Consider the following 18,921-nt stretch of genomic DNA (forward strand, 5'->3'; position numbering starts at 1 on the left):
GGTACTGCCTTCACCGGTGGGAGAGTCGGTCGCCGCCAACTTTATCGTGAGCCCTGCTTACTGCGCTTTCACCAGCGTGTAAGCAGGGCTCTTGCATTTCCTGCCCTCGACCCACGCCCCCGCCCCTCGCTGCCGGCGCCACGCGCCACGCGCCACACGCCACACGCCTGCTGAACAAGGAGCTAACATTGGGAGCTACCGCTCTAGTAGATTAGCGAGAAGGTCGTTACCATTGTTCCTTAAATTCCTCACTTTAGTTGTGTTTCAAGGGGCTGGAGATACATTAGCCGTACTACCAATCGCGGTGGCTTTGGTCCAGGAATTTAATTGCGCCTGCTGGTGAATAAAAGGGTAGATTTGTAGTTCTAGCTAAGCGAATTAAGCTAAGCAAGATTACAAGCGAATGCAGTTAGTATATCCAGAATTTTTATGGGGCTTAGTAGCAGTAGGCCTTCCCATTATAATTCATTTATTGCAATTAAGAAGGCCACAAAGGGTACTTTTTACTAACACTGGTTTTATTAGGCAAGTTGAACTGACAACCATGCGTCGGCGTCGGTTGCAGAAGCTGTTAGTATTGCTGGCGAGAATGTTGGCTGTAGTAGCATTAGTACTACTCTTCTGCCAGCCTTTCATACCGGCGGCTAATACTAGTATTGAAAACGCTGGTGAAACTATAGGCGTGCTGGTTGATAACTCGGGTAGTATGCAGGCGGCCGGCTTAGTGCAGCCACATTTAGCGCAGGAGGCAGTGACTGGCGCTGTTGCCTTGGGTAAAAATTATGGGCCTAGCACCCATTTTAAGCTTTTGGGGCAGCATGGCCGTAATCTGAATGAGGCGGCTTATCGAGTTGAAGTGGCAAACCAGCCGACAGCAACACGAACAGCTAGCTGGGGGGTGACGTCGGTGCGCGAGGCTTTGCAGGATGAACAGCAGGGGCCCCTCTACTTATTTAGCGATTTTCAGAAAAACGAAGTGCCTCCGCAGTTTTGGCAGCATGTCAGGCAGAGGGGCGAGGTGGTGCTGGTGCCCCAAGTGGCTCGGCCGGTCGGGAATATGTACGTAGATAGCGTTTGGCTGAATGATGCTTTTGTGCGGGCGCATACCACTGTTGGGCTGCACATTAGGCTGCGTAATGGTGGAAGTGAAACGGTCGCTGACTGCCCGGTAAAAGTATTGCTAGGGTCACAGCAGGCGGCAACCTTCCAAGTGACGGTGGGCGCCGGGCAACTGCGTGAGGTAACGGCTCAGGTGCAAGTGCCAGATACGAGCTTGGCGCTGGGGCGGGTTGTAACGAGTGATGTGCCGGTAACCTTTGACAATACATATTACTTCACCATGCAGCCAGCGGCGGCCATCCGCGTATTAGAAATAGGCGCGGAACCGGTTACTAAACAGGCTTATGAGGGAGAATCCTTATTTATTTACTCGTTTGCCAAGCCTCACGCGGTGAACTATAACGAAATGCGGCGGGCTAACCTAGTAGTGCTGCGCGAAGTGCCGCAGGTAGATGCCGGGTTGCGGGAGGCGCTAGCGGCGGTGGTACGGAGGGGCGGGAGCGTAGTAGTGGTGCCGCCGGCTAGCCCGGCAGCGCGGGGTACCTACCATGAGCTGTTTCGGATGCTAGGCATTGCAGGGGAGCAATGGGAGTTGCCCGGCCCCGGTGCTAGTGGGCTAGCACGGCAGGAAGTAGCGCTGCCTAATGCAGGCAATCCCTTTTTTAAAGATGTGCTGGGAGCGCAGCCACGGCAGGTAGTAATGCCAACAGTGGCGCCAGTAGTGCGGTTAGGCCGGGGCGGCACTGATATTCTGCGCTTGCGTGATGGCGATGGCTACCTTACGGAATTTACTAGTGGTTCGGGACGAGCTTACGTATTTGCGGCGCCTTTCGCGAAGGAGTATTCTGACTTTACTGCGCACGCACTGTTTGTGCCGGTGCTCTACCGCCTAGCCATGCTCAGCTATCATAGCGACCAGCCATTGGCTTACCGGCTTAATGCGCCCGCGCTGACTTTGACGGTGCCAGCGGGTAGCGGCGCAGTTGACGAAGCCAGCTACCGTCTAGTACATGACAGCCTGACGTACATCCCGGCCCAGCGCCTGCTAGGTGGCCAACTGCACTTAGATGTGCCAACTGGCTTGACAACCCCAGGCTTTTATGAGGTAACCAAGCAGGGTAAGGGACTAACCACCTTAGCCTTTAATATGGCGAAGCGCGAATCGGAGCTAGCTGCCTATTCGGCAGCTGAGCTACGGCAACTGTTAAGGCCAACTCACCCTAATGTGCAAGTGCTGGAAGGTGGCGCTCAGCCAGAAGTAGTAGCGCGCTATCGTGCGGAGCAAACTGGCCGGCCCCTCTGGCGCTATTGTCTGCTCTTGGCCCTAGCCTGCCTGCTGGCCGAGGCGCTGTTGCTGCGCTTTGGGCGTCCCCACGCCAGCACAGCCTCAGCGGCGGCCTAGCCGGCTGAGGCGCCTCACCAGGCCGTATCTTGCGGGCCGATTCGTAGGATATGCAGCCAGAAGATTCAAAAGCTAACGTAAGTGTAGGGGCTACCGATGCGTCGGGGCTAGTAGTGCGGCTCGGTTTATACTTTGGTGTGGGTGCGGGGCTAGTGTGTGCTGCATGGCTATTGTTTTTGCAATGGTCGGGCAACAACCCCTTTAGCCCTAAGCAGATAATGGGCCTGCTGGTAGTGCCATTCGTGGCGGCAGGCAGCCAGTGGTTTTTGCGCTATAAGCTGACGCCGGTGCGGCCGGGCGTGGGGCGTGCGCTCGCTGTTGGTGGCCTCACGGTGCTGCTGGCGGCCAGCATGGCTGCTGCCAGCGTCTGGGTGCTCGGGCACACTGTCAGCGAGCAGGAGCTGGCCCGCAACCGCAGCGAGCTGCTCGAAATAACCCGGGTGCAGCAGCGCCTGCGCGATAAGACCAAGCGCAACGCGGCATTCGAAAAGCAGGAGCTGGCGCAAGCCGCAGCCTTGTCAATTAATGATTTAGCTAGGGGTACATTTACGTGGACTATCTTGCTGGGCCTGTTGCTAGCTGTGCCCAGCGGCATATTTTTGCGCAAGTAGCTTCTCTCACCTCTTGTCCTGTTTCCTATGCAAACTGTTACGCCTTCCGCTTCTACTGCCGCCGTTGGCGGTCGCTTTGGCTTGCTCACTGGCTTGGTAAGCATTATTATCTCGTTTGGTATCTACGCGCTGCAACTGGAAACATATACCGCCGTGCGTTTTCTCACCACGGCGGTATTGGCTGTCGGGATTATCCTGGCGATGCGTAGCTTCAAAGACCAAAATGCAGGTTTTATGGGCTATGGCCAGGGGGTGGGGGTAGGCCTGGTGGTTTCGGGGGTAGTCGGGCTGCTTGGCGGAGCTTTTATGTACGTCTACACAACCCTCGTAGACCCAGACGTGCTCATGCGAATGATGGATAAGGCACGGGCGGATATGGAAGCCAAAGGCTTGGCTGATGCGCAAATTGACCAGGCAATGGCCCTATCGGGTAAGTTTATGAATGGTCCGTTTATGGCTCTTTCTGCACTACTAATTACTTTATTTTTCGGCTTAGCCATCAGCTTGCTAGCAGCCGCTTTTGTTAAAAACCCCAAGCCCGAGTTTGAATAAGCTAGCTGTCAGCTTTCCGGTGGAGCTTTCCATCGTTATTCCCTTGCTCAATGAAGCTGAGTCTTTGCCTGAGCTGACGCGCTGGATTCAGCGCGTGCTTACGGCGCGGGGGCTGTCGTACGAGGTGATTCTGATTGACGACGGCTCGACCGACGACTCGTGGGCGGTGATTGAGGCGCTGGCTGGCCAGGATATGGCACTGCGCGGTATTCGTTTCAACCGCAACTACGGCAAGTCGGCGGCGTTAAACGTAGGCTTCGACGCGGCCAGAGGCCGGGTGGTGTGCACCATGGACGCCGACCTGCAAGACTCGCCCGAGGAGTTGCCCGAGCTTTATCGCATGATAACAGAGGATGACTACGACCTGATAAGCGGCTGGAAGCAAAAGCGTTACGACCCCCTGTCAAAAACCATCCCGACTAAGCTCTTCAACGGCGCCACCCGGGCCATCTCGGGCATCCAGCTGCACGATTTTAACTGCGGGCTTAAGGCCTACGACCAGCGCGTGGTGAAGAGCATCGAGGTCTACGGCGAGATGCACCGCTACATACCGGTCATTGCCAAATGGGCCGGCTTCAGGAAGATAGGGGAGAAGGTGGTGCAGCACCAGGAGCGCAAGTACGGCGTCACCAAATTTGGCCTGGAGCGTTTTATCTACGGCTTTCTCGACCTGGCTAGTATCACGTTTGTGAGTCGGTTTCGGCGGCGGCCTATGCACTTCTTTGGTACGCTCGGCACGCTGTCGTTCTTCATTGGCATGGTGCTGACCGTATGGGTGACGGGCGAAAAAGTGTGGTTGTCGCTGCACAACCTGCGGGCGCGCAATGTGACCGAGCAACCATTGTTTTTTCTGTCGCTGGTGGCCGTCATTATTGGGGTGCAGCTGTTTCTGGCCGGGTTTCTGGCCGAAATGGTGCAGCTTAATGGGCCGCGCCGCAACGACTACCTAGTGCGCGAAACCCTGCGATGAAGGTTGTTATCATTGGCCCGGCTTACCCATTGCGCGGTGGCCTAGCCACGTATAATGAGCGACTGGCGCGTGCTTTTCGGGCAGCGGGCGATGAGGTGCGCCTCGTCACCTTTTCGCTACAATACCCTGATTTTCTGTTTCCGGGCCAGACGCAGTTTAGCACTGAAGCAGGCCCAGCTGACCTCGACATTGAAGTCAGTTTGAATTCGGTAAATCCGCTCTCATGGCTGGCGGTGGGGCGGCGACTACGCCGCGAGCGCCCCAATTTAATCGTTTTTCGGTTTTGGCTGCCGTTTATGGGGCCAGCGCTAGGCACGGTGGCGCGGCTGGCGCGCGGCAATGTCCATACCCGGGTGGTAGCCATCACCGACAACGTGATTCCGCACGAAAAAAGGCCCGGCGACGCACCACTCACGCGCTACTTCTTGAGTGCCTGCGATGGCTTTGTGACGATGAGCCGCGCCGTATTGGCCGATTTGCAGCGGCTAGGCTTTGGGCAAAAGCCGGCACTTTACCGGCCGCACCCGCTCTACGACAACTTCGGCCCGGCCCGGCCTAAGGCCGAAGCCCTAGCTGCGTTGAACCTTTCGCCCAAGTTTCACTACGTATTGTTTTTTGGCTTTATCCGGGCGTATAAAGGGCTGGATATCTTGCTCGAAGCCTTCGCCGATGCGCGCGTGGCGACGCTCCCCGTAAAGCTTATCATTGCCGGCGAGTTTTATGAGGATGCCGCGCCGTATGAGGCGCTTATTCACAAACACGACCTCGAAAGCCGGCTAGTGCGAGCTACCGACTTCATCCCCAACGAGCGTGTGGCTGACTATTTCAGCGCCGCCGACCTCGTCATTCAGCCTTATAAAAATGCCACCCAAAGCGGCGTGTCGCAAGTAGCCTATCATTTTGGCCGGCCCATGCTCGTGACCGATGTAGGTGGGCTAGCCGAACTCATTCCAGCCGGCGTAGTGGGCTACGTGGTGCCGCCTGCGGCCGGGGCCATTGCCGATGCACTGGTCGATTTTTATGCCCACGACCGTGAAGAGGCATTTGCCGCCGGCGTGCGGCAGGAAGCCAAAAAGTTTTCGTGGGAAGTAATGGTAGCGGCGCTTAAAGAGGTAGCGCAACTTTCGTAGTTGCGCTACTGGGGCACGCTCGCCACTACCGCTTCAAATACCTTTTCAGCGGGCAGGTCTTCCATACAGCTGGTGCCGAGGCGGCAGGTGCCCCGGTAAAAGCACACGCACTGGCGGTTGGGCTGCACGAGCTGGCCCCGGCCGTAGAGGTCAAATTCGTGGGGATTAAAGATGTTGTTCATCAAGATGGTGGGCTTGCGCAGTGCAATGCTGATGTGCATGCCCATGGTCACCTGCGTCACAATGCCCTGCATCTGGTTCATCAGGTTGATGAAATGGGGTAGGGGGAAGGTACCTAGGTAAGCGGCACCAGTGGCAGCTTGCAGCTCCAGGTTGCGCGGGTGCTCGGCCTCGCCGCCAAGTAGCACGGGTGCGTAGCCGGCCGCCTGCAGCTGCTGAATCAGCGCTATCCACTTCTCGGTGCTCCAGAGGCGAGTCGTCCACCGGTCGCCGCAGCCGGTGTTGAGGCCGATGCGCGGCCCGGCGCTGGCCGGCGGCAGGGGAGCCCAGTTGTAACCCTTGTCGTCGTGGGTGTCAAACACGTACTCCTCGCCCCGGAAATCGAAGCCGCAGAGCTCGAAAATTTCCTGCACATAGGGCTTGGTATTGCCCAGGCTGAGCTGGTCGAACACGCCGGTGAGGTACTTGTGGTCGGCTAGCTCGTTGATGGGCCACGGCACGCCGTCGTAGGGGCGCAGCGTGTAGCCAAACTTGCTAGGGGCCTGCACATTGAGTAGCAATGCGCAGGCTTCTTTCTCCTTGTCGAGATTAATAGCAATATCGAACTGCCGGGCCTGTAGCTGCAAGGCACTAGCATAGTCAAACTTCAGAATCTCCTCAATCTGACCCTGCGGCAAGATGGCCGGCGTGAGCGTGAGCCAAGTGATGTAGCAGCCCGGGTATTCTTGCCGCAGCCGCCGCAGCAGCGGCGTGGTGCGGATAACATCGCCGATGGCCCCCAGTTTAATGAGTAAAATGCGCTTCGTAACCGGCTCATATACTGGGCAATCGCCACACATATAGCCATGCTCCTTGTTGGGGCGGCAGGGCAGGTCGCCGCGATAAAAGCGACAATCGGGGCGAACGGGGATATCGTGAAGAAGCTGAGACACTAGGCGAATAGAACAGACAAGCCGCAAAAATAGCCGCTTCCGGCCATAGCCCCGTGCCGGCGGGCGCTAAATGAGGTCGAAGGCGCGGGCATACTGCCCCAACTCAAAGGCCGACTCAACCTTGAGTTTACGGCGCAGATTGCGGCGGTGCGTTTCGGCCGTTTGGGGCGAGATGAAGAGGCGCTGGGCGATTTCGGAGGTCGACTCGCCCAGCACAATGGCGCGCAGCACCTCGCGCTCGCGGCTGGTGAGGGCGGCAAACTGCCCGTAGTGTGCGCGCAAAAAGGTGTTTTCGTCGAGCAGCCGCTGCACCTTGTGGGTGATGTGGCTAGCCGGGTCGATAGACTGCGCCACGGTTAACAGAAGCAAAGGCTGACCTTCGGTATCGCGCTCGATAAGGCGCGAGGCACTCAGGTACCACTCAAAGGACTGATTGGGCCCGGTGCGCACCTGCTGAAAAAACGACACCGTGTAGGTAAGGTCATTCCGTTCCATCAGCTGAAACAGCTTTGGTACGTACTCGTGGGCTTCCTGCGGGTTGAAGTAGCGCTCGTGGTAGCCGGGGCCTAGCGCGCGCAGCTTGGGTAGGGTAGTGCCCAGCAGGGCCAGCCCCCGCGCCGACATATACTCGACTCGGTCATACAGGCGGTTGTGCATAATGACCACGCCCGGATACTGGTCGGCCGTGGCTGCAATCTCCCGTACTTTCTGCTCAATCAGGTAGTCGTTCGTCATAAGCGCGGCGCACAGCACTGTTTTTCAGTCCGGTAGTGCTTGGCAGTCGCTAAGTAATAAAGAAAGCCGGAGTCTTCATAATCGCCCACCCCTAGCGGCCTACGTAGCCAGCAGGCGTAAGGGCGCGCAGCTCGGCCTTCACGCTTTCGGGCACCGCCAGGCCCTCGACGAAGCCGGCAATAGTAGCTGCCGAAATAGCCTCGCCGGTGCGGGTGAGCTGCTTGAGAGCATTGTAGGGGTCGGGGTAGTTTTCGCGCCGCAAAATGGTTTGAATGGGCTCGGCCAGCACGGCCCAGTTCTGGTCGAGGTCGCGGGCTAGGGCACTTTCGTCCAAGGCAAGCTTGCCCATGCCGCGGCCTATGGCACCGAGCGCGATGAGGATGTGGCCTAGCGGTACCCCTAGGTTGCGCAGTACCGTTGAGTCGGTAAGGTCGCGCTGCAAGCGCGAAATCGGCAGCTTGGCTGCGAAGTGTTCGAGCAGGGCATTGGCCACCCCGAGGTTGCCCTCGGCATTCTCAAAATCAATGGGATTTACCTTGTGTGGCATGGCCGACGAGCCCACCTCGCCCGCCTTCAGCGTTTGCTTGAAATAGCCGAGCGAAATGTACTGCCACACATCGCGGCACAGGTCGATGAGGATGGTATTCAGGCGCTTCCAACCGTCGCAGAAGGCCGCCAGATTATCGTAAGGCTCAATCTGCGTGGTGGGGAAGGTGCGGGCCAGCCCGAGCGTATCGTTCACAAAGCGGTCGGCAAAGCCGTGCCAGTCGGTAGTCGGGTACGCCACAAAGTGCGCATTAAAGCCGCCGGTGGCTCCGCCAAACTTGGCCGCGTAGGGTACTTGCTGCAGCAGCGCCAGCTGACCGGCCAGCCGCACGCTAAACACATCGAGCTCTTTGCCCAGCCGGGTTGGCGAGGCAGGCTGGCCGTGGGTGCGGGCCAGCATGGGCACCGTGGCCCAGCCCGCCGCTAGGCTCGCCAGCTGCTGCTGCATGGCGGCCAGGCGCGGCAGCAGCACATCGGTCATGGCGCCTTTCAGGCTGAGCGGGATGGCCGTATTGTTAACATCCTGCGAGGTGAGGCCGAAGTGAATAAATTCCAGATAGTCAGCAAGGTTTAATTTTTTAAACTCGTCGCGCAAGTAATATTCTACCGCCTTTACGTCGTGGTTAGTCACGGCTTCGTGGGCCTTAATGGCTTGGGCTTCAGCTTCGCCAAACTGCTCATAGAGGCCGCGCAATGCCGGAAACACGCTGGCTGGCACGCCCGCCAGCTGCGGCAGCGGCAGCTGGCACAAGGCAATGAAGTATTCAACCTCGACGCGCACCCGGTAGCGCATCAGCGCCAGCTCGGAAAAAAAAAGGCCTAGTGGGGCGGTTTGGCGCTGGTAGCGGCCATCGAGGGGCGAAAGGGCAGTAAGCATAAAAGAGTAGGCGAAACGGGTTTGCGCCTACAAAGCTAGCGGGCAGCCGGGCGTGGCACAGGTGCCTTAAGCACGCAAGCCGGTTTGCCGCCGATGAAAATGTACGTAAAAACGCTGGGCCCCGAAAGCAAAAGCCCGAACCGGAAACCGCCAACCCGGTAACTTTGCGGGTATGCGCGTATCCGCCCTTGCTAAAAAACGAATTATTTACGCCCTGGGCGGCCTGCTAGCGGTGCTACTGCTAGCCTTGGTTGTCTTTTTGTGGAAGCGCCAGCAGCTGCTCAATTATGCGCTGGCTCAGGTTAAAGCCAAAGTCGAGGCCAAATACCCAGCTACTCTCACGCTAGGCCCCGCCCGCTTCACGGGCCTCAAAACGGTCGAAATCAATGGCATGAGCCTGGTACCCACCGCCGCAGCCGGTTCTGCGGCCGCTGGCGATACGCTGCTCACGGCCCGTCGCCTGCAAGCCAGCTTGAGTATGCGCTCGCTCTTCGCCGGCCGGCCGGTGTTCAGCGAACTGCAGATTGACCAGGCGCACCTCACCGCGCACAAAGACGCGCGCGGCCGGAATAATTTTTCTTTCCTACTAAAGAAAACTGGCCCCACCCCGGTAGCGCGCGACACCGCCCACGGCCGCAACTACGGCCTGCTGCTCAATCAAGTGCTTGATGCGGCGTTCGGCAACGTGCCGGGCGCGGCCGACTTCCGTCAGTTTGTGGTGAGCTACGCTAGCCCTCACCACCGCGTGCAGCTCAGCATGCCGCACCTGAGCTTCGACGACGGCGAGGTGCAGGGCCGCCTCACGGCGAATGTCGATTCGGTGGTGAACGAGTTGGGGATGAGTGGCACCATCGAGCCCGGCGACGACGCGCTGAATCTGCGCTTATTTGGGGTAAATGGTTCGGTGCAGGTGCCTTACGTGGCCCGCAGGTTTGGCGCCCTGGTGTCGTTCGATACCATCCGGGTGCAGCTCATGGGCAAAGACTTCAAGGCCGACGACAAAACGGGCGGGCAGCTCACGGTGCGCGGCTCCGTGGCAGCCCGCAATTTTAGCTTCTTTCACAAGCGCCTCTCAAGCGACGACATTGTGGTGCAGCGCGGCCAGCTCGACTTTGTGGCCACGCTAGGCCGTGGTACGGTGGCACTCGACCCCGGCACCCGCGCCGTGCTCAACGAACTCGTGTTTCACCCCGAAATCGCGGTGCGCCTTAAGCCCAAGCTGGCCGTTAACCTGAAAGTAGATTCGGACCCCACGGCTACTAATGCGTTTTTCAATTCGCTGCCCGAAGGCATGTTCGACGTGGTGACCGGCACCGCGGGTACTGGCACGCTGACGTATCACCTCAAAGCCGACGTAGACCTGGCTAGGGTCGATAGCCTGCACTTAAGCTCTTCCTTACAGCCTAGCAATGACTTCAGTATTACCCATTTTGGGGCCGAAGACCTGAGTATGCTGGAGCGGGAGTTTCCGTTTACGGCCTACAACGACAAGGGTGATTCGCTACGCACTTTTATGGTGGGGCCCAGCAACCCCGACTTCACGCCTTTTGCCGAGGTGTCGCCCTTCATGCCGGCCGTTATTCAGACCACTGAAGACCCGCAGTTCTTTCGGCACCACGGCTTTATGGAGAAAGCCTTTGTAAACGCAGCCATTGCCGACATCAAGGAAAAGCGCTTTGCGCGCGGCGGTAGCACGCTCAGCATGCAGCTGGTGAAGAACGTCTTCCTGAGCCGCGAAAAAACCGTGGGCCGCAAGGCCGAAGAAATGCTGATGGTATGGCTCATCGAAAACTGGCTGGTGGCCCGTACCCACACCCTCACCAAGGAGCGCATGTTCGAGATTTACCTCAACATCGTGGAGTGGGGCCCCACCGCCTACCGCTGGCCTAGCGGCAAGCGTGGCGTGTACGGCATTCGAGAAGCGGCTTTGTTTTATTACGCCAAGCGCCCTAGCGAGCTCAACCTGGGCGAGTGCATCTACCTGGCCAGCATCATTCCCAAGCCCAAGTACTACAAAGACTCGTTCAATAAATACGGTGAGCTGCGCGGCCAGACGCGCTGGTTTTTCCGCTTCATCGCCGACATCATGCAGGATAAAGGCCTGATAACGCCCGGCCAGCGTGACAACCTCAACTACGCAGTGAGCCTCAAGGGCCCGGCCAATAAGTACATTGTGCGGGCCATCCGCGATACGGTGCGGACTGTGCAGCCCGGCGACACCGCCGAGCTAGCCCCACTCAACCTGGTCGACCTGCTCAATACCGGTGCCCAGCCGGCCCCGGCGCCCGCCACGAGCACGCCCCCCGCGCCCGGCACGCGGCCCTAGCCCCGGCCAAACCTCCGGCCCGGTTGTTGGTTATCAGCAGCTTTCACGCCTTTACCCCTCTCATTACTCATGAAATTCTCTGTTCTGGCCCTGGCGGCTGCCGCGTCGCTCGGCCTGGCCTTCACCACCCACCGCCCCGCGCCTATGCACCCCACCGAAACTGCCGCCAACCCCGGCACCGTGTACGACTACACGGTGAAAACCATCGATGGCAAAGAAGTGAAACTGAGTAAATACAAGGGCAAAAAGCTGCTCATCGTGAACACCGCTTCCAAGTGCGGCTTCACGCCCCAGTACAAAGAGCTGGAGGAGCTGTCGAAAAAATACGCCGGCAAAGTGACCGTGCTGGGCTTCCCCAGCAACAGCTTCAACCAGGAGCTGGCTTCGAACGAGGAAGTTGCCGCTTTTTGCGAGAAGAATTATGGGGTGACGTTCCCCCTTTTCGACACCGCCCCGGTGAAAGGTGATGACGCCCAGCCACTCTATAAGTTCTTGGCCGACAAGGCGAAAAACGGCGCCGTAAGCGACGCGCCGAACTGGAACTTCTGCAAGTACCTGGTCGATGAAAAAGGCCACGTGGTGGCGTTCTACCCATCGAAAGTGAAGCCTAGCGACCCCGAGCTGGTGGCCGCCCTCACGAAGTAAGTACGCGCTGCATAGCCACATACCAGAACGTCATGCTCATCTGGCGTCTGCTTGCCGAAGCCTCGCATCGTTAGGAATAGTACCCCTAGCGGCGCGGTAGAGCTACTTCGGCAAGCGGATGCCAGATGAGCATGACGTTCTTTTGGTTACTTGTTCACTGAAAACTGTTAATTATTCGCTGATAATGTCTCCCTGGATTTCCGCATTTCGCCCGCGTACCCTGCCCTTGGCGCTGGCCAGCATTCTCACCGGCGGCTTTCTGGCCAAGGCAACCGGGCACTTCAATGGCTGGGTGGTGGCGCTGGCGGCCCTCACTACCATTCTGCTCCAAATCCTGAGTAACCTCGCCAACGACTACGGCGACTCGCAAAACGGCGCTGACAGTGTGCACCGCCAGGGGCCGCAGCGCGCCGTGCAGAGCGGCGCCATCACGCCGGCCGAGATGAAGCGCGCTATGTGGGGCTTCGGGGCAGCAGCGCTGCTGAGTGGCGTTGCGCTGCTGCTGCTAGCCCTGGGGCTAGCGGGGGCGTGGGTGCTGCTGGCGTTTTTTGTGCTAGGGCTGGCCGCCATTTGGGCGGCTGTAAACTACACGGCGGGCAGCAACCCCTACGGCTACGCGGGGCTGGGCGACGTATCGGTGTTTCTGTTTTTCGGTATCGTGGGGGTATGCGGCACCTACTTTCTGCAGGCTTATTCGCACGAGCATATCCTGGCGCAAGCCCTGCCCCTGACCATATTGTTGCCTGCCGCTGCGCTGGGCTGCTTTGCCACGGCCGTGCTGAATGTCAACAATATTCGCGATATTCATTCAGATGAGCTGGCCGGTAAAATCACGGTGCCGGTGCGGCTAGGGCCGCGCCATGCGCGCCGCTACCACTGGCTGCTGCTGCTGCTGGGCGTGGCCTGCGCCGTGCTCTACGTGGCGCTCACCTACCACTCGCCCTGGCAGTGGCTGTTCGTACTTAGCCTGCCGCTATTCATCTTCAACGGCCTGCAAGTGTGGCAGCGCCAGGAGTCGATGAAGCTCGACCCCCTGCTCAAGCAAATGGCCCTGAGTACGCTGGTATTCACGGTACTCTTCGGGCTAGGACAGGTATTATAATAGGAGATAGCCTCTCAATGTTTAATAAGTAAGGCCGTCCGAACTTCGGGCGGCCTTACTTATTAAACATTAACTAGAAATCAGCATCCAGCCCCAGCCGCTGCTTCATTTCTTGGAGAGCGGGGTATTTCTCGGCCAGGTAGGCAAACTTGTCATTTGAGGTATAGAGCTTGCGGCCGGTAGGTGCGGCGCTAGCCACCTCTATTTGCACTGTGAGGCCGGGGTGGCCGGTGCGCCGCCGCAGCTCGGCCATAAACTCGGCCCGGAAATCGTTGAACTGCACCACCTGCACTGGGTTATCGACAGTGAGGGTGATAACGTGGCTGGCATCGGCGGCCACGGCACGATTCAGCACCATAAACTCGCTCATCTTGTCCTGGGCGCGGCGCTCTTCGGCCAGCTGCTTCCACACAGTTTGCAGCAACTCGGGCGCTACGGGGGCTAGCGGGCCGGTGGGCGCCGGTGTGCTCGGCTCAGCTACTGCGGTAGGAACGGCTTTGGTGGTAGGCGCGGCAGTGGGCGTGCCTACGTCGCGCAGGCCGGGCAGGCGGTTGCCCAGGCTTGGTAGCTTGGGCAGGCTCGGGAGCGGACCAGGGGCAGCTGAGGGGGCCGGAATGGTGCCAGGGCGCACATCGGTAGGCCGCTGGGTGGGCTCCAGGCCCTGCATGCTGGGCCGGCCGGTTTCGACGTGCGGCAGAGTGTCGCGCACCTGGTGGCGTGGCGTTATGGGCTCGGCAGCAGCAGGCTCGATGCTGGGGGTAGCGTGCAACTCGACTACGCCGTTTTCCACGGGCAGCGGGTCGGGGCCATCGGCGGGCGCGTTGGTTTCGGGCTCGCCAGTGCCGGGGGCCGGAGCGCTAGCCGGGGCGGGGCTAGCCGCACCAGCGGCTAGGCTGCTAGTTTTTTTTTTAGCCTCGCCATTGCTGGCGGGCGTCAGGTCGCGCACAAATTGCACGGCGCCGTTGAGATAAGCCAGCTTCATAAGGGCTAGCTCGACGTGTAGGCGCTGGTTTTTAGCTTGCTTGAAGTCGCGGTCACACTGGCTCACCAGGTTCAGGGCCGAAAGCAGAAAGGGGAGGGGTGCGGCCTGAGCCTGCCGCACGTACTGCTGCCGAATATTGTCCGACACTTCCAGCAGCTGCACCGTCACGGGGTCTTTGCACACCAGCAGGCCGCGCAGGTGCTCGGCCGTGCCCACCACAAAGTTGTGCAAGTCAAAACCTTGCTGCATCACCGAGTCGAGCAGCAGCAGCGCCGCCGAGAGGTTTTCGCGCAGCAGCGCATCTACCAGCCGGAAGTAGTAATCGTAGTCGAGGATATGCAGATTTTGCACCACCTCTTTATAAGTCAGGTTATTGCCCGCGAACGTTACCTGCTGGTCAAACATCGACAGGGCGTCGCGCAGGCCGCCGTCTGCTTTCTGGGCCAGCAGGTGCAGGGCATCGTCGTCGGCAGTTACGCCCTCGCTGGTAGCCACGTAGCGCAGGTGCTCCCGGATGTCTTCAACCCGGATGCGGTTGAAGTCGAAAATCTGGCAGCGCGACAAGATGGTGGGGATAATCTTGTGGCGCTCGGTGGTGGCCAGGATAAAAATGGCGTAACCCGGCGGCTCTTCCAGCGTCTTCAAAAAGGCGTTGAAGGCCGCGTTCGAGAGCATGTGCACCTCGTCGATAATATAAATCTTGAAGCGACCCTGCTGCGGCGCGTAGCGCACCTGCTCTACCAAGGAGCGAATGTCCTCGACCGAGTTATTCGAGGCCGCATCCAGCTCGTGCACATTAAAAGAGGCATTTTCCTGAAATGCCACGCACGAGGCGCAGATGCCGCAGGCCTCGGCCTCGGGTGTGAGGTTGGTGCAGTTTATCGTCTTGGCCAGAATGCGGGCGCAGGTGGTCTTACCTACCCCGCGGGGCCCGCAAAACAGGAAGGCTTGCGCTAAGTGCTGGCTCTGAATAGCATTCTGGAGCGTAGTAGTGACGTGCTGCTGCCCCACCACGCTTCTAAACGTGGCCGGACGATACTTACGGGCCGAAACAACAAAATTTTCCATAATCGATACTCCACAAAGATACCTCGGCCGGGGCGTGAGGTGGCGCGCCGACTAATGGAGAATAAAGCCCTGCGGCTAGCCCCGGCTGGCGCTGTAAGTGGAACAAAAGCTGACCCCAAAACATTTACTACCCAAGGCGCGTATCTTTACGCCCCGCTTGTGCCTGGCACAGGCGGGCTCGTTCTTTCTAAATTGGGGATGACCGGAATTGACAGCTTGCGCAAGTCGCGGGTAAGCGTGTCGGGAGTTGATGGAAGCTCTCCCGCCAAAAAATCTATCGAAAAACAACCGGCGACTATTCGTACGCCATGGCTGCCTAGTTTAGAACTACGCACTGCCATCGTTCCGCTTGGGTAAGTTTTTACACCTAAGAGTTCGGAGCGTCGTAAGTAGAAACTAGCCTTCGAAGAGCTGTGATTTGGGGGCGAAAACCAACTGCAGCTAAGGGAGTTTCAAGGGCCTGATGTGCGCCTGGAACGCCTCGAAAATCCAAGCATAGATACACACGTAGAAAGCACGTTGGCTTCCTTGTCTGGACCAGGGTTCGAATCCCTGCATCTCCACCAAAAACCCGTCTAGAGCCATTCTAGGCGGGTTTTTTCTTTTTCAGGTAAAACATCGGTTAAACACGGCCTAAAATGACCACTGAAACCCGCACTTACATCGGCGAGTCCGACGCCCCAGCGTTTGATGGTTAGAGCAAAGCTGAAGCGGCGGGGCCAGCGGATGGGTGAGCATGAGACAAAGAAAAGCCCCGCCTACATAGGCGGGGCTTTCGCCACGGTGGTGCGGGCTGCTTTCACCCTATGACCAGCGCTTTTTATACCAAGTCATGGCAGCACGGTGGACCGTTACTTCAACGAATTCGTGCAGGAGTATTGCACTCACCAAATTAATGACAAAGCCTACCGGTAGCACAAGCCAGTTGTCATGCTGAATGTAGCCACCCCCGAGCAGAGCCGCCAGCACAAACAGTAGCGGTATTTGCGCGATATAAAAGCTATAGCTAGTAGCGCCCAGATACCGCAACGGGCGGCTTCCCAGCCACGCAAATAAGGGCGATTGTTTAGGCTGATAAAGCACCGAGAAAAGAATGGCCAGCGTCGGCAGTAGCACTAGGTGGTGGATACTGTTGCGTTCTTGGGTATGGGGAGCAGCAAAAACCAGATAGACGGCTGTCAAACCTAACGCAACTACCGCTGACCACGCCGGCATCTTCCACTGATACTTAATAACTAACAGGCCAATTAGTATGCCGGCTACAAACTCGACGAGCCTGCTTGGAGGAAAGGAGTACATAAACTGCAGATTCCAGGCCGGGTGCAGTTGAAAAACCAGGCCTAGCACTCCGTCTAGCAGAATAAGACTGGCAAGCACTAAAAATACATTTCTACTTGTGCGTTGGCCTAGCTCGTTGCGCGAGCGAATACGTAACGCAAGGGGTAGCAGAACAGGAAATAGGAGGTAGAAGAAAATTTCATTAGCGACTGACCATGCGCCGCTATCGTACCACGTCATTGAAATACTTGGGAAATAGGTCTGCGTAAAAGTGGCGCTCATGAGCATGAGCCACCACTCAGGCAGAGTACTGGTTCGCAAGCTGATGAGTACGCACCCAAGCAAGCCGACAAAAAACACCGGATATATCCTTGCCAGCCTCTTAAACATGAAGTGCAGAGTGTAGCTAAACGGCTTTATGTTCGGCTCGCGATAGTCTTTTAAGTGGCTATAGGTTAACACAAATCCACTAAGCACAAAAAAAATTGTGACGCCTAGGCTGCCTTGCGCTATCAGGGTGCGCAGGGGGGATGGCAGGTAGGTGAGCGGTGTGCGAAAAGGGAGATTTATATGAAAGATGAATACATAGAGGGCAGCTAAAAACCGTAAACCTGTAAGCGTGTTGATTTGGCGCACAAAAAAATTGGATGACAGAACTGGCAAAATTATTTTAGATAGCGTGATAATTAGTAATGACTAGGAATATTCTCTCTCTGCTGGGCAGCGCATATCTCTTATAAACGCCCAGCAGAGTAACCTAAATGTTTCATTGTAGCAATGTTTGGCTACTTCTATGATGTTAGCAACATCGTGCAGGTCGAGTGCGGGAGGAAGGCATAGTGGTTTGGCGGGGCCAGCTAAAGGTGCGCTATCCCGGTGGCTAGCGACTACGACAAGAACTATAAGATGAACCCGCCGCTGCGCACACAGGCCGACTGCGACGCGCTGCTCGAAGGGCTTATCGAAGGCGTGTTCGACTTCATTGCCACCGACCACGCGCCGCACACGCCATTTGAGAAAGCCCAGGATTTCATTAGCGCGCCCAACGGCATCACCGGCCTGGATACGGCCTTAGTTTCGCTCCACCACTTCTTCGTCGAGCCTAAGAAATTTGGCTGGGACCTGGTGGTAAAGCGCTACTCGGCGGAGCCCCGCCGCCTGATGGACCTGCCGGTGCCCAGCATCGAAGTCGGCCAGCCGGCCAACTGCGTCCTGTTCGACACCGAAGCGGAAACGACCTTCACGCGGGACTTTATGAAATCCAAATCCCAGAACACCCCCTTCATCGACCAGACGCTGAAAGGCCGGGTGGATATGGTGATTTTAGGTCCGGAAATTCTGCTGGAACGCTAACCGTTCGTAATGCTGAAACCTATAGTTTTCAGGATTTATCTCAAATTTTGGGCTGCCGCTTTTGCCGCAAATGCACCAGCATTTATACGGCAAGCTAGAAGCGAGCAGACCGCCTTTACACACGCAGGCGTAGCCAAGGATGGGCCGCAAGCCGACTGGCTGGTCGAGGCCCAGGCAAGTGGGCATACACGTTGCCTGCGATATTGGCAGGTGCCTAGTGTTCTTATTAATGCTTGCCGCGCCGCAGGCTTGGCGTTGCGCTATCTCTTCATTGGTTGCTAGCTGCCAAGCGCTCAACTGGCTCTGGTAGACATCTCGTGGTACCATGCTCCGCGCTTGCGTACTTCCGCAACATGCTTGCGAGCTAATTTATTAGCCTGCATTCGCGCGACTACCTGGTTTTGCAGGGTGCCAGGTATCGTGCTAGCCCAACTGCTCGAGGGTAATGGCCCGGAAGGCGACCTGGTGGCCATGGTCTTGCAGGGCAATGTGGCCCTTGGGGTAGGCCGCAAAGTTTTTCCAGGTTTTAAACTTACTATTCTCGACCAGGGCCTGCCACTTGGGGCTGCCCATTTGTACGTCTACTATCTGCGTATTATTCAGCGAGAAGGTGAGGTGGCCCTTGTACTTGCGCAGTTTCACGCGGTTCCACTCGCCAGCGGGCTTGGCGACGTCTTTGGCTGGGGCCAGCATGTCGTAGAGCGACCCGGCTAGGTGGCTGGCTTTCTTGTTGTCTTCGGCACCTTGGTTATCAAGTATCTGCATTTCTATACCGGTGTCATAAGTAGCTTGAAAGGCTGGTTCTTCATGCACCCCGAAGATGATGCCGCTGTTGCCACCGGGCGAGATTTTCCACTCCAGGCTCAACTCGAAGTTCTCGTATTCGCCGTCTGTTACGAGGTCGCCCTGCCCGGGTGCCTGCGGGTTGAGCTGCAGCGCGCCGTCGACTACTGTCCAGGCCGGCTCGGCCGTGGTCTTGAGGTAGGTGTGCCAGCCGTGGGTGGTTTTGCCGTCAAACAAGAGTTGCGGCTTGGACTTGGCAGGTTGGGCGGGGCTAGCTAGGCTGGCCAGGGCCAGCAGGCCGGACAAAAATACGGTCATGCAGTTGGGTGGAAATGAACGAGAAAGAGTACTAAGCTATTCGCAGCCAAATATATCGTCGCTAGTCCAGGC

General features: G+C 57.8%; 15 protein-coding genes, 1 other RNA gene and 1 pseudogene. 11 read left to right on the forward strand and 6 right to left on the reverse strand.

What is annotated here, in order from left to right; genetic code table 11:
* Positions 1–403 precede the first annotated feature (403 nt).
* The 6 genes and pseudogenes from J4D99_RS22275 to J4D99_RS19855 form a co-directional block, all read left to right on the forward strand.
* Positions 404–628: pseudogene (locus J4D99_RS22275) on the forward strand (BatA domain-containing protein); the annotation flags it as partial.
* Positions 629–1,057: 429 nt separating this feature from the next.
* Positions 1,058–2,461 (forward strand): hypothetical protein, encoded by a 1,404-nt coding sequence (locus J4D99_RS19835; RefSeq protein ID WP_236018761.1) that lies wholly within the window; start codon positions 1,058–1,060, stop codon positions 2,459–2,461.
* A 50-nt stretch (positions 2,462–2,511) separates the two neighbouring features.
* Complete coding sequence (locus tag J4D99_RS19840; RefSeq protein WP_208133491.1) at positions 2,512–3,072, forward strand: DUF4199 domain-containing protein; 561 nt, start codon at positions 2,512–2,514, stop codon at positions 3,070–3,072.
* A gap of 27 nt (positions 3,073–3,099) precedes the next feature.
* Positions 3,100–3,624 (forward strand): DUF4199 domain-containing protein, encoded by a 525-nt coding sequence (locus tag J4D99_RS19845; RefSeq protein ID WP_208133492.1) that lies wholly within the window; start codon positions 3,100–3,102, stop codon positions 3,622–3,624.
* Entirely contained in the window at positions 3,617–4,594 is a 978-nt protein-coding gene (locus J4D99_RS19850; protein WP_208133493.1) for a glycosyltransferase family 2 protein, read from the forward strand. Before J4D99_RS19845 ends, J4D99_RS19850 begins: the two co-directional genes overlap by 8 nt.
* Entirely contained in the window at positions 4,591–5,724 is a 1,134-nt protein-coding gene (locus J4D99_RS19855; protein ID WP_208133494.1) for a glycosyltransferase, read from the forward strand. Before J4D99_RS19850 ends, J4D99_RS19855 begins: the two co-directional genes overlap by 4 nt.
* Before the next feature lie 5 nt (positions 5,725–5,729).
* On the opposite strand, the gene J4D99_RS19860 is transcribed toward J4D99_RS19855, so the two are convergent.
* The 3 genes from J4D99_RS19860 to purB form a co-directional block, all read right to left on the reverse strand.
* The gene (locus J4D99_RS19860; RefSeq protein ID WP_208133495.1) at positions 5,730–6,836 is read right to left on the reverse strand and encodes a glycosyltransferase family 9 protein; all 1,107 of its coding nucleotides are present in this window, start codon (positions 6,834–6,836) and stop codon (positions 5,730–5,732) included.
* A gap of 66 nt (positions 6,837–6,902) precedes the next feature.
* Complete coding sequence (locus J4D99_RS19865) at positions 6,903–7,571, reverse strand: helix-turn-helix transcriptional regulator (protein WP_208133496.1); 669 nt, start codon at positions 7,569–7,571, stop codon at positions 6,903–6,905.
* Between the two features lie 91 nt (positions 7,572–7,662).
* Positions 7,663–8,994, reverse strand: coding sequence for an adenylosuccinate lyase (gene purB / locus J4D99_RS19870; protein WP_208133497.1), 1,332 nt, complete (start codon positions 8,992–8,994; stop codon positions 7,663–7,665).
* Between the two features lie 172 nt (positions 8,995–9,166).
* Between purB and J4D99_RS19875 the strand changes: the two genes are divergently transcribed.
* The 3 genes from J4D99_RS19875 to J4D99_RS19885 all read left to right on the forward strand — a co-directional run bounded on the left by J4D99_RS19875 (position 9,167) and on the right by J4D99_RS19885 (position 13,067).
* Positions 9,167–11,320 carry a biosynthetic peptidoglycan transglycosylase gene (locus J4D99_RS19875; protein WP_208133498.1) on the forward strand — a complete coding sequence of 718 codons (2,154 nt, stop codon included), beginning with the start codon at positions 9,167–9,169 and terminating at the stop codon, positions 11,318–11,320.
* A gap of 69 nt (positions 11,321–11,389) precedes the next feature.
* On the forward strand, positions 11,390–11,965 hold the full coding sequence (locus J4D99_RS19880; protein ID WP_208133499.1) for a glutathione peroxidase: 576 nt from the start codon (positions 11,390–11,392) through the stop codon (positions 11,963–11,965).
* 184 nt (positions 11,966–12,149) lie between these two features.
* Positions 12,150–13,067, forward strand: a complete 918-nt coding sequence (locus tag J4D99_RS19885; RefSeq protein WP_208133500.1) for a 1,4-dihydroxy-2-naphthoate polyprenyltransferase — start codon at positions 12,150–12,152, stop codon at positions 13,065–13,067.
* 73 nt (positions 13,068–13,140) lie between these two features.
* Here J4D99_RS19885 and J4D99_RS19890 read toward each other — a convergent pair whose 3' ends face one another.
* Entirely contained in the window at positions 13,141–15,117 is a 1,977-nt protein-coding gene (locus tag J4D99_RS19890; protein ID WP_208133501.1) for a DNA polymerase III subunit gamma/tau, read from the reverse strand.
* 194 nt (positions 15,118–15,311) lie between these two features.
* Between J4D99_RS19890 and ssrA the strand changes: the two genes are divergently transcribed.
* Positions 15,312–15,683: a transfer-messenger RNA gene (gene ssrA / locus J4D99_RS19895) on the forward strand.
* Positions 15,684–15,921: 238 nt separating this feature from the next.
* Here ssrA and J4D99_RS19900 read toward each other — a convergent pair.
* The gene (locus J4D99_RS19900; RefSeq protein ID WP_208133502.1) at positions 15,922–17,031 is read right to left on the reverse strand and encodes an acyltransferase family protein; all 1,110 of its coding nucleotides are present in this window, start codon (positions 17,029–17,031) and stop codon (positions 15,922–15,924) included.
* A gap of 240 nt (positions 17,032–17,271) precedes the next feature.
* On the opposite strand from J4D99_RS19900, the gene J4D99_RS19905 reads away from it, so the two are divergent.
* The gene (locus J4D99_RS19905) at positions 17,272–17,748 is read left to right on the forward strand and encodes an amidohydrolase family protein (protein WP_208133503.1); all 477 of its coding nucleotides are present in this window, start codon (positions 17,272–17,274) and stop codon (positions 17,746–17,748) included.
* 423 nt (positions 17,749–18,171) lie between these two features.
* On the opposite strand, the gene J4D99_RS19910 is transcribed toward J4D99_RS19905, so the two are convergent.
* Positions 18,172–18,849 (reverse strand): 3-keto-disaccharide hydrolase, encoded by a 678-nt coding sequence (locus tag J4D99_RS19910; RefSeq protein ID WP_208133504.1) that lies wholly within the window; start codon positions 18,847–18,849, stop codon positions 18,172–18,174.
* Positions 18,850–18,921: the final 72 nt, after the last annotated feature.

Origin of the sequence: Hymenobacter sp. BT559 (genome assembly GCF_017571525.1) — a bacterium.
Classification (GTDB): Bacteria; Bacteroidota; Bacteroidia; order Cytophagales; family Hymenobacteraceae; genus Hymenobacter; species Hymenobacter ginsengisoli.